A 15,788-nucleotide genomic window follows, 5' to 3' on the forward strand; every position below is an offset into this window, starting at 1 on the left:
AGCAGACCTTCTAATCGATTTCAATCTTCGAGGATTAGGTCCTTTTTATTATTTTTATTCTTTCTCAGCGGCAACTGGCTTCTTAGCTAGTTCTAGATGTAGTTCTTTCAACTGATCTTCACTAACAGGAGACGGCGCTTCCGTTAACAAGCAGCTCGCGCTAGCTGTTTTAGGGAAAGCAATTGTATCGCGAAGATTCGTTCTTCCAGCAAGCAACATAACGAGACGATCAAGCCCAAAAGCAATTCCGCCATGCGGAGGTGTTCCGTATTCGAATGCTTCAAGAAGGAAACCGAACTCTGCTTCTGCCTCTTCTTTTGTAAAGCCTAGTGCTTTAAACATTTTTTCCTGAATATCACGTTGGAAAATACGCTGAGAACCACCACCAAGCTCATAACCATTGAGTACAAGGTCATATGCATCTGCACGTACTTTGCCAGGGGCTTCTTCAAGGAGATGAAGGTCCTCTTTCAATGGCATTGTAAATGGATGATGCTCCGCAAAATAACGATCTGCTTCCTCATCATAACTCATAAGCGGGAAGTCCATAATCCAAAGGAAGTTAAACTTCGAATAATCAATAAGGCCAAGATCTTTACCAAGCTTTGTACGAAGAGAACCAAGACTATCAGCAACAACAGATTTACTGTCAGCTACGAAGAGTAGGAGGTCTCCTGCTTCAGCGTCAAATGCTTCTTTTAGTTGAGTAGCTAGTGATTCATCAAAGAATTTAGAAATAGGTCCTTTCAAACCATCTTCCTCTACCTTCAACCATGCAAGTCCTTTTGCTTTATATGTTTTCACATACTCCGTTAATGCATCAATATCTTTGCGGGAATATGCACTAGCAGCGCCTTTCGCATTGATGCCTTTTACTGCTCCGCCAGAAGCAACTGCTCCAGAGAACACTTTAAAATCAGAATCCTTCACGAGTTCAGATACATTAACAAACTCCATTTCAAAGCGTGTGTCTGGCTTATCTGATCCATAGCGATTCATTGCTTCAGCATGAGTCATACGCTGGAAAGGTGTCTTTATTTCGATGCCTTTCGTTTCTTTCAATACAGCGCTCATCATTTCTTCCATCATGGAAATTAAATCCTCTTTTGGAAGGAATGAAGTTTCAATATCAACCTGTGTAAATTCCGGTTGACGGTCCGCTCTAAGATCTTCATCACGGAAACAGCGAACAACCTGATAATAACGTTCAAATCCAGAAACCATTAACAGCTGTTTAAACAGCTGAGGAGATTGTGGAAGTGCATAAAACTCTCCATCGTGCACACGGCTAGGCACTAAATAGTCACGAGCACCTTCAGGCGTACTCTTTGTTAGCATAGGGGTTTCAATCTCAAGAAATTCATTCTGATCTAGAAAATCACGTATCACTTTCGTTGTACGATGGCGAAGTTTGAATGTTTCTTGCATAACAGGACGTCGTAGGTCTAAATAGCGATATTTTAAGCGAATGTCTTCTCCAACCTCTACATCATTTGCGATGCTAATGGGAGGGTTTTTAGCCGCATTAAGAATTTCAAGTGATTCAGCATGTACTTCAATCGAACCAGTTGGTAAATTGGGATTAACCGTTCCTTCTGCACGCGCTACTACTTTCCCTGTGATGCCTAGCACATATTCATTTCTGACATTCTCCGCTAGTTCTAGCGCTTCTTTGGATAAATCCGGATTGAAAACAACCTGAACAATACCAGAACGGTCTCTAAAATCAATAAAAATTAACCCACCAAGATCGCGACGTTTTTGAACCCATCCTTTTAATTCTACTATTTCTCCGATTTCGTTTTCACGAATTTTTCCACATGAGTGACTTCTTCCGATCATTCTTAAACTTCCTCCTTTAATTTCCTACAAAGATAGGTATCAACTTCTGAAAGGCTAATCGCCTCTTGTTCACCAGTGTTCATATTTTTTATATTAATTTCATTTTTTTGAATTTCTTCATCGCCTAGAATAGCGACATATTTTGAATGAAGGCGGTTAGCCGCTTTAAACTGACCTTTCATCTTCTTATCAAGATAATCACGTTCCGTTGAAAGTCCAGCTTTTCTAAGTTTGTGAACAAGGCCGTTCGAAACTTTTTGCGCTTCCTCCCCCATTGTGACAACATAACAATCAATTGTCTTTTCAATCGGTAATTCTACGCCTTCTGCTTCTAACGCCATTAATAAGCGCTCAATGCTCATTGCAAAGCCAATTCCTGGAGTTGATGGACCACCCATCTCCTCAACTAGGCCATTGTAGCGACCACCACCGCTAAGCGTGGTTATGGCACCAAATCCATCCGCATCACTCATGATCTCAAATGCAGTGTGGTTGTAATAATCTAACCCGCGAACAAGGCGATCATCGAGAACGTAATCAATTCCCATTTGATCGAGCGCTTCTTTTACATTTGCAAAATAAGTTGCCGAGTCTTCGTTTAAGTAATCAATGATAGAAGGCGCAGTTGCCATCAATTCATGGTCACGGTCCTTTTTACAATCAAGAATACGAAGAGGATTTTTCTCAAGACGACTTTGACAATCGCTACAAAACTCTCCGATTCTCGGTTCAAAGTGATCCACTAGTGATTTACGATGAGCTTCACGACTTTCTTTATCACCAAGACTATTTAAGTAAAGCTTAAGCTTTTTTAACCCTAACTCCTGATAAAGTCCCATCGCAAGGGCAATAACTTCAGCATCAATGGAAGGATCGTTACTACCAAGCGCCTCAATGCCAAACTGAACAAATTGTCTCATTCTACCTGATTGTGGACGTTCATATCGAAACATCGGACCAATGTAATACAGTTTAACTGGCTGCTCAGGTAAACCGTACATTTTATTATTAACATAAGCACGAACGGCTGAAGCAGTGCCCTCAGGACGAAGTGTTAAACTACGATTTCCTCGATCTTCGAATGTGTACATTTCTTTTTGGACGATATCTGTTGTATCACCTACTCCGCGTTGAAATAACTCGGTATGTTCAAAGATTGGTGTGCGAAGTTCATGGTAATTGTATCTACGGCAAATTTCTCTCGCCTTATTTTCAATGTATTGCCATAACTCTGATGTACCAGGAACAATATCCTGAGTACCCCTAGGAATTTGAAAACTCATTCTTTATCCTCCTTTAATCACCAGTAAGAAGCTTTCCACTGCGAAACTGAACGAGTGGTACCTTTTTTTGGATACAAAAAAACTCCCATCCCTGAATCGAAATTCAGGGACGAGAGTTACCCGCGGTGCCACCCTAATGGAAGGACGTATCCTTCCGCTTGAAACAGTTAACGCCTGTCTACGTCGCCCCCTACTGAGTTAACTGTTCGGAGGCGATCCTTGGAAGTGTCTTTCAAAAAAGCGGTATCGAGAAATGCTCTCAGCCTAACGGCATTTCCTCTCTGCTCAACCCGGTATTTTTTTACTTTTCTTCCTCAACGGAGCTTCGTATCGATTTACTGAATTGTTTTCTATCATACGAGTCAGTCTTTTTTTTGTCAAGGGTATTCCTCGTGTTAACGTTTCATTTTTTGTTTCATGATCTTTACACTTTTTAGAGACAGTCCAAATTCTTCCGCGAGTTCCATATTTGACAAACACTGCTCTTTTTGTAGAAAATCATGAAAGTCGACGCCAAATTCCGGTTGCGACATGTTGTAGCTCATCATTTCTTTATTTGTCGATCGCATGAAAGCTCACCCTCTTCGTGTAGTATTTTCTTAGTTTCACCAAAAAGTAAAGGTTTTACAACTAAACGAAGGAATCTTTTCATCCGATAAAGAAATTATCTAAGCTAAGAATTATTGAAAGGAGATTTCCATTGAAAAGATTGATTTTTATTCTGAGCTTATTATTAATAGCCCTTTTTATTCCTCATACAACTTCAGCGGCTACTCGTGCACTTTTTGACCAAACCGTTAATGTGCGCTCAGAACCATCTATTTCGTCCACAATCATTGCTCAAGTGCACCAAGGTCACAAAGCAACGATCATTGATAATCAAGATAATTGGCTATATGTAGAACTTCCTACCGCGAAAAAGGGTTGGGTAGCCAGCAGATTCGCAACGTTAACGACTGATTCGCAGACCGAACAAACCATTCGATCCACCGTATCTGATTTACAAGTACGAGCTGGTCCAGGAAAAGAGCACAAAACTATCGGGAGTATTTCCCAAGAAAGCGAATGGAACGTTTTAAAGATCGATGGTGATTGGATTTCAATCGATTATAACGGTCAAACAGGTTGGGTGGCTTCATGGTTAGTAAATTCAACAACACAAGATAATGCAAACAATTCCAGTATAAAAAAAGAAGTCATCACACGACTATTAAATGTTCGAGAAATGCCCGGGACAGAAAACCGCATTTTATTTCAGCTCCCTTCAGGTTCTGTCGTTGAAGAAATCAAAACAGAAAACAATTGGAGTTTTATTCGTTATGAAAACGGACAAATAGGATGGGTGGATACTACCTATTTACAAAACACGAATAAGAAGGAAGAGGCAGGCTTTGTGACGATTTTATACCACGCAACAAACCTTAGAAGCGGACCTGCCTTAAGCAATGATGTCATCAAACAAGCGTCGGTCCAAGAGCGCTATCAAATAGATGGAAAAGAAGGTGAATGGTATCGAATACTCCTGGATGATGGCCGTTCAGCTTACGTAGCAGATTGGGTGGTTTCAACTGCTTCTAGGCTTACCACTTCTCCCAAGTTAAAGTCAGGAAAAACAGTCGTACTAGATGCTGGACACGGCGGTTTTGATAGCGGAGCTTTAGGAATTACTACACTTGAGAAAATCCTTACTCTCAAAACAACGAACACAATTGCTGAGAAATTAAAAAACGCAGGTGTAGAAGTGATTCTAACAAGAGATGATGATACATTTATCTCACTTGCACAACGAACTATAATTTCTGAGCAACACCAGGCAGATGCTTTTGTCAGCATTCATTTCGACAGCACTGTCGATCCAACGGCAAATGGCACGACGACTTATTACTATGAGGAAGCGGATATGCCACTTGCCTCATCCATTCATGCTGAGATTGGCGACGATACTTCTCTACGAGATCGCGGCATACGTTTTGGCAATTACTATGTCCTTCGAAATAATCAACAGCCTTCCGTTCTTCTAGAACTTGGATTCCTTTCCAACCCATGGGAAGAGCAATTAGTGAACAAGTCGACTTATCAAAATAACATTACGAATGAAATTTCTAATGGAATTCTTGCATTTTTACAATAATCTTTCTAAAAACATTTAAAAATAAATAAGTAACAAAATAAAAGCCGCGTCCAAAAGGAACACGGCTTTTACCTATTCTTTACTTTCAATCACCAGGGTAACAGGCCCATCATTCGTAAGCTGAACATCCATCATTTCACCGAATATTCCAGTCTGTACGTCGAGATCTTCTTTTCTAAGTAGCTCATTGAACTTCTCATATAGAACGGCTGCTTCAGAAGGCTTTGCTGCTTTCATAAAGTTCGGACGCCTTCCTTTACGGCAATCTCCGTACAAAGTGAATTGTGAAATCGAAAGAATGGCACCGCCTTTATCTTTGACAGATAAATTCATGCGATCACTGTCATCTTCAAATATGCGTAGATTGGCAATCTTTGAAGCAAGATAAGCAGCATCCTCCTTTGTGTCTTCGTGAGTGACCCCTAGAAGGACGACAAGACCCGAATCAATCTTACCTGTCGTCTCTCCGTTCACGGTGACTGATGCATGCTTGGAACGTTGTATAACAGCTTTCATGAAGAACTTCCTTTCTACTTTACTGCATAATCCTACGCACAGCATAGATATCTGGAATTCGCTTCACACGCTCAACGACTTTCTGAAGGTGAGCGGTATTCCTAATTGAAACAGTCATGCTAATCGTAGCCATTTTATTGTTATCCGATCGACCCGAAACGGATGTCATATCCGTTTTGGTTTCAGCGACGGCCTGCAGGACTTCATTTAAAAGACCACGTCGATCAAAACCACTGATTTCAATATCAACATTATAGTTTTTAGGAGAGTCGCTTTCCCATTCAACTTCAAGAAGACGCTCTTGGGCGTTATCTTCATTCACATTCGGACAGTCTTTTCTGTGAATGGAAACACCTCTTCCTTTCGTAATATAACCGACAATATCATCACCCGGAACAGGATTACAGCATCGCGAAAGACGAATTAACAGGTTATCAATTCCTTTTACGCGCACTCCTGACTCCGCTCGTTTTAGCGGTTTAGAAGGTGAGTGCGTTTTCCCCTCAATAATGGATTTTGCAAGCTCTTCTTCCTGCTCTTTCGTTCGTTCTTTACGCGCTTTATCGGTTAATCTTGTTGCAATTTGAGCGGCTGTAATACCACCATACCCGACTGCGGCATACATATCTTCTTCACTTGTAAAATTAAATTTCTTCGAGACATTCGCAATGTTATCTGAAGTCAGGACGGCTTTTAATTCAAAGCCATGATTTTTTATTTCCTTTTCAACTAGTTCCCGGCCTTTAACTACATTTTCTTCACGCTTTTCTTTCTTAAACCACTGCTTAATTTTGTTCTTAGCGTGAGAACTTTGACTAATTTTCAGCCAGTCTTTACTCGGTCCGTAAGAGTGCTTAGATGTTAGAACTTCGACGATATCTCCTGTTTTTAAACGATGATCAAGAGGTACCATTTTGCCGTTCACTTTTGCACCGATACAGTGGTTACCAATTTCGGTATGAATACGATATGCGAAATCAAGCGGAACAGAGCCTGTCGGCAGCTCAAACACGTCGCCTTTAGGTGTGAAAACGAATACCATATCACTGAATAAATCAATCTTAAGAGACTCCATAAACTCTTCGGCATTGGAAACGTCATTTTGCCATTCAAGAATTTGCCTAAACCAAGATAGCTTTTTCTCAAAAGAGCTATTTACTTGATTCTCGTCGCCTTCTTTGTAAGCCCAATGAGCTGCGATCCCGTACTCAGCTACTTTGTGCATATCAGACGTCCTAATTTGCACTTCGAGTGGGTCACCCTTCGGTCCAATAACAGTCGTGTGAAGGGACTGGTACATATTCGCTTTAGGCATGGCTATATAATCTTTGAAACGACCAGGCATAGGCTTCCAGCACGTATGAATGATTCCAAGAACGGCATAGCAATCCTTAATACTGTTAACAACAATACGAACAGCTAGCAAGTCATAGATCTCGTTAAATTGCTTATGCTGTTTGGCCATTTTTCGATAAATGCTGTAGATGTGTTTAGGACGACCCGATATCTCAGCGTCAATCGACACATCCTTCACGCGTTCTTGGATCTCGTCTACTACTTCATGGACGAACCCTTCACGTTCGGCTCGTTTCTTCTGCATTAAATTCACAATGCGATAATATTGCTGTGGATTTAAATAACGAAGCGCTGTATCCTCGAGCTCCCACTTAATCGTGGAAATACCAAGACGATGCGCAAGAGGCGCAAAAATTTCTAGCGTCTCATTTGCCTTTTGCATTTGTTTTTCTTTTGGCATGTGCTTCAACGTCCGCATATTATGAAGACGGTCTGCCAGTTTAATGAGAATGCACCTAATATCCTGAGCCATAGCAATCATCATTTTCCGATGATTCTCTGCTTGCTGCTCGCGCTTTGATTTATATTTGATTTTCTTCAGTTTTGTCACGCCATCTACAAGCATAGCGAGTTCAGGACTGAATTCATCAGATATTTGCTCAAGCGTTACGTCGGTGTCTTCGACGACATCATGAAGAAAGCCCCCTGCAACTGTGACGGGGTCCACTTCAAGATTCACAAGAATGCCAGCAACCTCAATAGGATGAATAATATAGGGTTCACCCGATTTACGGTACTGGCCTTCATGTGCGTTTCGCGCGTATTCATATGCTCTATTAAGATAGGAGAGATCGTCTTCAGACAAATACTGCTCCGCTCTTTCCATCACTTCTTCTATCGTCATCAAATCACCTTGATTACTGTTGGTATATTGCTTCTATTATCGTTAAAAAAAGGCAGCATGTAAAGAGATTAAGAGAAAAATGTCGTTTTTCCTAACGAGTAATGACAGGATTACCCTGATAATGGTTCATAAAGAGAAAGAGCGTCCGGCAATTCGGACACTCCATTCTTTAGTATGTCATTAACGTAAAGATATCATGACGATCAAGATTTTTACGACCTTCGAGGTATGAAAGCTCAATCATGAAAGCAAGTCCTACAACGACTCCTCCAAGCATTTCTACAAGTTCAATTGTCGCGTTGATCGTGCCGCCGGTAGCAAGTAAATCGTCCGTAATCAATACTCTTTGTCCCGGTTTAATAGCGTCCTTATGAATCGTTAGGACGTCTTTACCGTATTCGAGACCGTAGTCAACTTTTGCTACTTCACGCGGAAGTTTTCCTTCTTTTCGTACTGGTACGAAACCAATGCCGAGAATGTAAGCTACAGGGCATCCCACGATAAACCCTCGTGCTTCTGGTCCAACAATAACATCGATATCTTTATCTTTAGCGAAGTCCGCTATGTCATTTACGACAGCACTGTAAGCTTCTCCATTTTGCATAAGAGGTGTAATGTCTTTAAAACGAATCCCCTCTTTTGGATAATCTTCAACTACTGCAATATAATCTTTGTAATTCATTTACTTTATGGCCTCCTCAGTGCTATTGAAACAATTAACTGATTGATCGAACCAACTTTTCAAAGCATGATAGGAGGAATAGCAAAAATCGTTTTCGAGCTTTGCTTTTTCAAGCTTACTCCTATACGTTTTAGAAGAAGTTAATTCAGTTTTGACAGATTGTGGATTTAGAGAAATCAGTCCATTATCCATTGTAACAAAATCTAGCTCAAAAAACACCTCTGACATAAAAGGCACCGTTTCTTTTGACCACCCTTTATGTTTAGCGAGCTTTTCTGCGTCTCGTAAATGGAAGCTCCCTTTTTTCATTAAGAAAGCATAATACCATTTGAAATCCTCACGTGATGGTAAAGTTGAGAAAAAATGATCTTCCTCATGCTCAAATACCACATAAGTTCGATCTGGTATACCGCCTGAGCGAAAAAGGTTCACAAGGTCTTCTTCTAAATCAGGAAGATCAAGCAACATGACATACTTTTGATCAAACGAAATGTCTTTGTCTGATGGATCAGTAATGACGTAGTCCTTCCATTTTTCAAGACCTAGCTTTGAGATCGTATTGTTCTGAAAAGCTATCATCACTAACTTATCTAGCGGCAAAGTTTCCAGACGTTTTTTTAAATCCCGTATGCCTCTGTAATCAAAAAGCTGCCACTCATTAACTGCGATATCCTTCACGAAAATTTGAGGCTTTCGAAGCCCATTCCATTCGTTGACAGAGAGCTGACCGATTACACTCACTGCTGCCCTTGATGCAATTTCTTCAAAAGCATAGCCAAAATGGAACCCTACGCCGTCAAGCGTTGTACCATTTTCCTCAAGACCTACCTTAAGATGATTGTCCTGACTACCTATTCTTCTGATTTGAGATAAATGAACGTCCTTGAGCATAACAACTGGCTTTGGATTGCTCACCCCAAAGGGAGCAAGAAGATTCATCTCTTCAATCGTTTCTAGCGTTACATCTTCTACGCGACAATGAAGATCCACTTTTGTAAGCGGAGTTAGATCTTCTTCCGTTAACTTCTCTATAGCCAGGTTATTCAATCTAGTGCGCAGTTGCTCCAAGTAATCCAAATCAATCGTCATCCCAGCTGCCATTGGGTGACCCCCGAAATGTGGAAGAATATCTCTACACTCAGATAAATTCGCAAACATATCGAATGCCTCAATACTACGTGCGGAGCCTTTTGCCACACCTTTCTCTCGGTCAATACTCATCACAATCGTTGGACGGTAATATTTCTCAACAAGTCGAGAAGCGACAATTCCAATTACCCCTGCATTCCATCCTTCTTTCGCAATAATTAACACGCGATTGCTTTCATCACTTATATAATTTGTTTCAACTTCTTCGATCGCTTCTTTCGTCATTGTGTTTACAAGCTCTTGACGGTTTTTATTCAGAGTATCAATATCAGAAGCAAGTTGCTCTGCTAGTAACGGATCATCTGTTGTAAGCAGTTCAACAGCAGGATCTGCACTATCTAAACGTCCTGCAGCATTTAATCTTGGTCCTATTCCAAAACCAAGATGCTCTTCGTTTAATTCCTGATCTTTCAAGCCACATACGTCTAAGAGCGCTTTAATTCCGGGTTTATTAGAATTTTGAAGTGCTCGTATTCCTTCACTTGCTAGAAGACGATTCTCATCTTGAAGCGGAACTAAATCTGCTATAGTACCCATTGCTGCAATCTCAAGTAAATGTCCTGGAATCCGACCAAGTAAGGCCTGTGATAATTTAAACGCAACGCCTACACCTGCAAGTCCTTTAAAGGGGTAAGTGCATCCCGGTTTCTTGGGATTAATCGTCGCATAAGCATCAGGAAGTACAGGAGGTGGCTCGTGATGATCTGTAATAATGAGATCAACACCGATTTCCTTTGCAACTTCTGCCTCATGGACACCAGAAATACCAGTATCAACCGTTACAATGAGATGATAACCATCTTCCTTTGCCTGCCTAAAGGCCGCTTCATTTGGTCCATATCCTTCTGTAAAGCGATTTGGAATATAATAATCGAAGGTTGCACCAAGCTCTCGTAACGTATAAACTAGGACGGTTGTACTACTAACTCCATCCGCATCATAATCGCCAAATATTAGAATTCGCTCATCCGACACGATGGCTTGTTGAATTCTTTCAACCGCTTCCTTCATTCCACTCATGAGGAACGGGTCATGATATGCTAAATTCTCTTTATATAAAAACCTTTTAGCTTCCTCTTCTCCACTGATACCTCGATTCACTAAAAGCGAAGCAGCAAGTCGAGAAATTCCTAGTTCACTCTGGAGCCGATCAATGTTTGTTTCATCTGTTTCAGCAAGTTTCCAGCGCGTTTTAGATCTTAACATCGAATCACCTCTTAACCTGTTCATTATATATAGTTTACATAGGTTTGACTATAGTTCAAGGAGAGGAATCTTGCTAATGAAGATTTCTCTTCACTAAAAAAAGCCCCGATCTCACTCAGGGCTATCCCGTTATTCTCCATCCGTACCTGTACCTTCATCCATCGCTTCTCCGTCAAGTGGCGTATGCACTGATTTGGTTTCAGTAGCGATCGGCTCAGATTTTAATTTCTCATTTTCTTTTTGTAACTTTTTAAGTTCTCTCTTCAGTTTATAATATTTGACCATCCCAAAACCTAGAACAAGTATGGCTCCCATTAGTACCGATCCTAATATAACGAGAACGAGCGGCCAATCCGATGTACCAAATACGTAATTTACTTGAACTGGATCAACATTCACAACTGAAAAAACAGCAATAATCAGGGCAAATAAAAGTGCTACGACTAATCCCCATTGTCCTTTCAACTTAATCTACCTCCTCTACTCCAATATCTATTCCATTACTCACTCTTTTTTTCCTTCGGTTCAAAAGGATTGATATGAACTAATACGTCATGAACCTCATCCTCTTCAAGAAGGCGTTCTTTCACCGCTTTACCGATATCGTGACCTTTTTTAACGGAAATTTCTGGGTCCACGCCTAACTTCATATCAATAATAACATAGTGCCCATGCTCTCTAGCATAAAACTCATCAAGGTTCACAACGCCTGGCATTCCGATAATCAGTTCTTTATACTCAGTCGTATCTTCCTCATGCAACACATGATCAAGCGTCGTATGAATCGATTCAAAACCAAGTTTAACAGCCATTTTTGCAATCAGTACGGATACAAATATCCCTGCAATAGGATCCGCATAAATTAGCCATGGCAAGTTAAGCCTGCTTCCTAAAATAGCTCCCGCAATCCCGATTAAAACAGCAATAGAAGAATAGACATCAGAACGATGTTCGTATGCATTTACGATAAGTGCATCACTTTTTATCTTTTTACCCAATCGGTACTTATATTGAAACATCACTTCTTTTACTATGATTGAAATCAAAGCACCATATAGCGCAAGCGTTCCTGGAGCTTCAATCGGATTGAAAATAGCTTTTCCAGAACTAATGCCAATTTCCACTCCGACCAATAATAATAAAACCGCTACGATAATTGCTGCGATCGATTCCGCCTTCCCATGACCATAAGGATGATCTTTGTCTGGCGGCAGTTTCGCTGCACGCAATCCTACAAAAACAGCAAATGATCCAGCCACGTCTGAAGCCGAGTGTGCCGCATCGGCGATAAGGGCTCGACTGTTGGAAATTGAGCCAATAACCCCTTTTAACACAGCTAGAATAATATTTCCTAGAATTCCAACAATTGCTGCAATTTCTGCTTTCCGAAACCGTTCTTCCTTATTCATTCCTCCACCTCTTACAATTCCAATTCATTATCAATATAGCTTTTCCCGTATTTGAAAATCTCACACCCCGCTTTTGACACGCAAAAGCCATGGCTAGGCCATGGCTTTTCTTCTAAAGGTGTCATACCTCTCATACTTCAGTTTCAGCAGGAGTAAACTTTTTCTTTTTTAATTGTTTCCCTTTCCATACTGCCCAAAGTTGAGAAGCAATAAAGAGAGAAGAATAAGTACCTGCAACGAGACCAATCAATAGCGCGATTGCAAATGGTCTAATTGCTTCCCCTCCAAAGATTGTTAAGGCCGCTGCCGCAAAGACAACCGTAAGAACGGTATTAATCGAACGAGCAAGCGTTTGAACAAGACTTTTGTTCACGACACGTGCTACATCTTCAAACGTCTTCACTTTCTTCTCGAACTTCATATTTTCACGAATGCGATCGAATGTCACAATCGTGTCGTTAATGGAATAACCAACAATCGTTAGCACTGCCGCAATAAATGTAATATTAACTTCTATCTGCAGAATGCTAAAGACCGCAATGATGAAGAACGCATCATGGAATAGCGCAACAATCGCCGCTACACCTTGTAGCCATTCAAAACGCAGGGCCACATAGATAATAATCCCTACGGATGCAATCGCAAGGGCGATAAATGCATTTTTTGCTAAATCTACTGCTACATCTGGAGAAACGGTACTAATACTTGGTTCAACAGAGTAAAGTTCTGTGAAATGATTTTTAATTTCTGCAATTTCGTCTTTTCCAAGCTCATCTTTGAAGGCGGCTACTGCCATTTCACCACCACCTGCAAGGGTGACGGACTCAGGATCAAATCCAAGCTCATCAAATTCTTTGCTTACTTCTTCAGTTGTTAGCTTGCTATCTGATTGAAGATCTACACGAGAACCACTTGAAAAATCAATGCCAAGATTCAATCCAAAGATCGCAATTGCTAACCCACCAAGAACGATCAAAGCAAGTGAAATCGCAAAAAATTTATTCCGATGTTTGACAAAATCAAACTTGGTATCTCTTACTTTAGAGCTCATCGATTTCACTCTCCTTTACGCCAAAAAGTCCGGGCTTTTTATTCAGTGCCCTGCTCTTGACCCATAGGCCGAGAAGAATTCGCGAACCCCAAACGGCAGTCAAAAAGCTAACGACGATACTCGTGATTAACATTACTGCAAACCCTTTTACTGAGCTTGTTCCATAAGCAAATAAAACACTGGCAGCAATTAAAGTTGTAATATTCGCATCAAAAATCGTTGTAAAGGAACGTCTTCCCCCAGCTTTGAAGGCGGACATGACCGATTTACCTGAACGAATCTCTTCTTTAATTCGTTCATACGTAATTATATTCGCATCAACCGCCATACCTACCCCGAGTATAAGTGCAGCAATACCAGGGAGAGTTAATACTGCGTTCATCCAATTAAAGACAACAAGAATCAAATAGATATACGTAGTTAACGTAATCACCGCAATTACCCCTGGTAAACGGTAATAGAATAGCATAAATAGGAAAATTAACCCAACTCCAATAAATCCTGCAATAACCGTTTTATCAAGAGACTGTTCGCCGAACTGTGCACCAACTGAAGTTGAATAAATCTCTTCTAGCTGAACCGGTAAAGAACCTGCGTTTAAAAGCTCTTTTAGATTTTCAGCTTCTTCTAGTTGGAAAGGTGGCCCTGAAATGACTACAGTATTTTGAGAAAGGACCTGGTTGACAGCTGGATCGGAGATGAATTTTTGTTCATCAGCTGGCTTTGTCACTTCTTCTTTATAAGAATCGCCTTCCTCATAATCAAGCCAGATCACTAGTCGATTATCCGGCTGGGGCAATTGACTGAGGTCTCGCGTAATATTTGCGAATTTTTCAGGATCCTTTAGGGTTACTTGAACGACGGGTTGGTTATTATCAAAAACAACCTTTGCCGCTCCTTCTTTCAGATCAGCACCGCTCATCTTCTCCTCATCGTCCGTTGTGCGGAATGTTAGCTCCGCCTGTGTAGACAGAAGTTCACGAGCCTGATTCTGATCTTTTACACCAGCAAGCTGCACGCGAATGCGATCTTCGCCTTCGATCGTAATACGAGGTTCTGAAACCCCTAGTACGTTAATACGCTTGTACAGGGCACTTACTGTACTGTTTAATAAATCCTGACTAAGTTCCTGACCTTCTTGAGCAGGTTCTACTTCATAAAGGACTTCAAACCCACCTTGCAGGTCAAGACCTAGTTTAATGTCTTTTGTTACACCCATGACGGTTGTTCCAATCAATCCGCCAAGCAAAAGGACGATCAGAAAAAACGCTACGATCCTGCCTTTTTTCACCATAAAAAAACTCCTCTCTAAACCCCCAACATTCTTGCTTATGTAAATCACATCTCACACAGTACTAGCTATTATATCGAATCATGAATTTTTCTGTCAATTTCAGTCTTTTTAGGCCTTGCTTTCAAACGTTTTCGTACCTTTATAAGCATGGATTGTTAACCAGTTCATATACTCATTAACTGATAAACGCATAATCTCGTTTACCAACTGGTGTAATTTCATCTCTTCCAACTCATTGTTTCTTTCAAAACGAGCAAGGAGACACTCCCAGATTTCGTCCATAGTTGCGCCATTATAACCTAACAATAAAAATTCATCCCGCTTGCTTTCAAGAGCTGGAGATACTTCCTTCTTCCACTCATTCATCTCTCGGTCTCCTTTCTTAGAATCGTTTACATGCCAGAGATCTTGATCGACGACATGAAAAATGACGGGTCTATTTAAAAAATTGAATAGATTGCTGCTCCTACACCAAGTCCTGCAATGATGACCCCTGTAAGGATGGAAAGAAAAGCATATTTAAAACGGATTTTAAATAAAGCTGCAGCGACACACGCACTGTAAGCTCCTGTCGTCGGAAGAGGGACTGCGGTGAACAAAATAAGTCCAATCGCACCATATTTATCAACGTTCTTACTTTTGCTAATCGTTCGATGGTAAAGCCAATCATAAAACCGTTTATACAAGCTAAATCTCATCAACCAGTTACTTAACGGCTGAAACAGAAGAAGTAAAGGGATAATCGGTAACGCATTTCCTAGAAGGCTTAATGAGAAAGCCTTAAGAAAAGAAAAGTCAAAAGTATGAGCAAGAGGGATTCCACCCCTCAATTCTAATATTGGAAGTGCAGAGATCACTACGACAATCACTTCCTGAGGTAGAAAACTAAGGTTCTCTACAACAAACTGTTTAATTTCTTCTTTCATTAAAACACTCCTATATGCCTGTCATGCTTTGTCCCCTAATAAGCATATACATAGTGATAAAAAATATCTAGACTTTTCTACAATTTCTCAGCTGTATTC

General features: G+C 40.7%; 12 protein-coding genes, 1 pseudogene and 1 other annotated feature. Of the genes and pseudogenes, 1 reads left to right on the forward strand and 12 read right to left on the reverse strand.

Translation table 11 applies throughout. The features are described from left to right. Nucleotides 1–54 precede the first annotated feature (54 nt). The 3 genes from aspS to ATG70_RS11135 all read right to left on the reverse strand — a co-directional run bounded on the left by aspS (nt 55) and on the right by ATG70_RS11135 (nt 3,694). Entirely contained in the window at nt 55–1,842 is a 1,788-nt protein-coding gene (gene aspS, locus ATG70_RS11125; RefSeq protein ID WP_098444367.1) for an aspartate--tRNA ligase, read from the reverse strand. Between the two features lie 2 nt (nt 1,843–1,844). Next, entirely contained in the window at nt 1,845–3,125 is a 1,281-nt protein-coding gene (gene hisS / locus ATG70_RS11130; RefSeq protein WP_098444368.1) for a histidine--tRNA ligase, read from the reverse strand. Between the two features lie 102 nt (nt 3,126–3,227). Beyond that, nucleotides 3,228–3,452 (reverse strand) — a binding site (T-box leader). Nucleotides 3,453–3,520: 68 nt separating this feature from the next. Then, nucleotides 3,521–3,694, reverse strand: a complete 174-nt coding sequence (locus ATG70_RS11135; protein WP_098444369.1) for an RNA polymerase subunit sigma-70 — start codon at nt 3,692–3,694, stop codon at nt 3,521–3,523. A gap of 131 nt (nt 3,695–3,825) precedes the next feature. Between ATG70_RS11135 and ATG70_RS11140 the strand changes: the two genes are divergently transcribed. Continuing rightward, a complete protein-coding gene (locus tag ATG70_RS11140) occupies nt 3,826–5,256 on the forward strand; it encodes an N-acetylmuramoyl-L-alanine amidase (protein WP_098444370.1) in 1,431 nt (476 codons plus the stop codon). Nucleotides 5,257–5,328: 72 nt separating this feature from the next. On the opposite strand, the gene dtd is transcribed toward ATG70_RS11140, so the two are convergent. From dtd to ATG70_RS11185, 9 genes and pseudogenes are all read right to left on the reverse strand, one after another. Further along, on the reverse strand, nt 5,329–5,772 hold the full coding sequence (gene dtd, locus ATG70_RS11145; RefSeq protein ID WP_098444371.1) for a D-aminoacyl-tRNA deacylase: 444 nt from the start codon (nt 5,770–5,772) through the stop codon (nt 5,329–5,331). A 19-nt stretch (nt 5,773–5,791) separates the two neighbouring features. Continuing rightward, on the reverse strand, nt 5,792–7,954 hold the full coding sequence (locus ATG70_RS11150; protein ID WP_373560782.1) for a RelA/SpoT family protein: 2,163 nt from the start codon (nt 7,952–7,954) through the stop codon (nt 5,792–5,794). 187 nt (nt 7,955–8,141) lie between these two features. Beyond that, a complete protein-coding gene (locus tag ATG70_RS11155) occupies nt 8,142–8,654 on the reverse strand; it encodes an adenine phosphoribosyltransferase (protein ID WP_098444373.1) in 513 nt (170 codons plus the stop codon). After that, nucleotides 8,655–11,009: a single-stranded-DNA-specific exonuclease RecJ gene (gene recJ / locus ATG70_RS11160; protein ID WP_098444374.1), complete on the reverse strand. Its 2,355-nt coding sequence runs from the start codon at nt 11,007–11,009 to the stop codon at nt 8,655–8,657. Nucleotides 11,010–11,138: 129 nt separating this feature from the next. Next, nucleotides 11,139–11,474, reverse strand: a complete 336-nt coding sequence (locus ATG70_RS11165; RefSeq protein WP_098444375.1) for a LapA family protein — start codon at nt 11,472–11,474, stop codon at nt 11,139–11,141. 35 nt (nt 11,475–11,509) lie between these two features. Beyond that, nucleotides 11,510–12,418: a cation diffusion facilitator family transporter gene (locus ATG70_RS11170; RefSeq protein ID WP_098444376.1), complete on the reverse strand. Its 909-nt coding sequence runs from the start codon at nt 12,416–12,418 to the stop codon at nt 11,510–11,512. A gap of 130 nt (nt 12,419–12,548) precedes the next feature. Further along, a pseudogene (secDF, locus tag ATG70_RS22930) lies at nt 12,549–14,763 on the reverse strand (protein translocase subunit SecDF). A gap of 108 nt (nt 14,764–14,871) precedes the next feature. Beyond that, nucleotides 14,872–15,129, reverse strand: a complete 258-nt coding sequence (locus tag ATG70_RS11180) for a post-transcriptional regulator (RefSeq protein WP_098444377.1) — start codon at nt 15,127–15,129, stop codon at nt 14,872–14,874. 74 nt (nt 15,130–15,203) lie between these two features. Further along, on the reverse strand, nt 15,204–15,689 hold the full coding sequence (locus tag ATG70_RS11185; protein ID WP_098444378.1) for a COG2426 family protein: 486 nt from the start codon (nt 15,687–15,689) through the stop codon (nt 15,204–15,206). Nucleotides 15,690–15,788 lie beyond the last annotated feature (99 nt).

The sequence above is a fragment of the Bacillus sp. es.036 genome (assembly GCF_002563635.1).
Classification (GTDB): Bacteria; Bacillota; Bacilli; order Bacillales; family Guptibacillaceae; genus Guptibacillus.

Coding starts and splice junctions, on each gene's coding strand:
- aspS (WP_098444367.1), bottom strand. CDS start 1,842: ATGATCGGAAGAAGTCACTCATGTGGAAAAATTCGTGAAAACGAAATC.
- hisS (WP_098444368.1), bottom strand. CDS start 3,125: ATGAGTTTTCAAATTCCTAGGGGTACTCAGGATATTGTTCCTGGTACA.
- ATG70_RS11135 (WP_098444369.1), bottom strand. CDS start 3,694: ATGCGATCGACAAATAAAGAAATGATGAGCTACAACATGTCGCAACCG.
- dtd (WP_098444371.1), bottom strand. CDS start 5,772: ATGAAAGCTGTTATACAACGTTCCAAGCATGCATCAGTCACCGTGAAC.
- ATG70_RS11150 (WP_373560782.1), bottom strand. CDS start 7,954: ATGGAAAGAGCGGAGCAGTATTTGTCTGAAGACGATCTCTCCTATCTT.
- ATG70_RS11155 (WP_098444373.1), bottom strand. CDS start 8,654: ATGAATTACAAAGATTATATTGCAGTAGTTGAAGATTATCCAAAAGAG.
- recJ (WP_098444374.1), bottom strand. CDS start 11,009: ATGTTAAGATCTAAAACGCGCTGGAAACTTGCTGAAACAGATGAAACA.
- ATG70_RS11170 (WP_098444376.1), bottom strand. CDS start 12,418: ATGAATAAGGAAGAACGGTTTCGGAAAGCAGAAATTGCAGCAATTGTT.
- ATG70_RS11180 (WP_098444377.1), bottom strand. CDS start 15,129: ATGAATGAGTGGAAGAAGGAAGTATCTCCAGCTCTTGAAAGCAAGCGG.
- ATG70_RS11185 (WP_098444378.1), bottom strand. CDS start 15,689: ATGAAAGAAGAAATTAAACAGTTTGTTGTAGAGAACCTTAGTTTTCTA.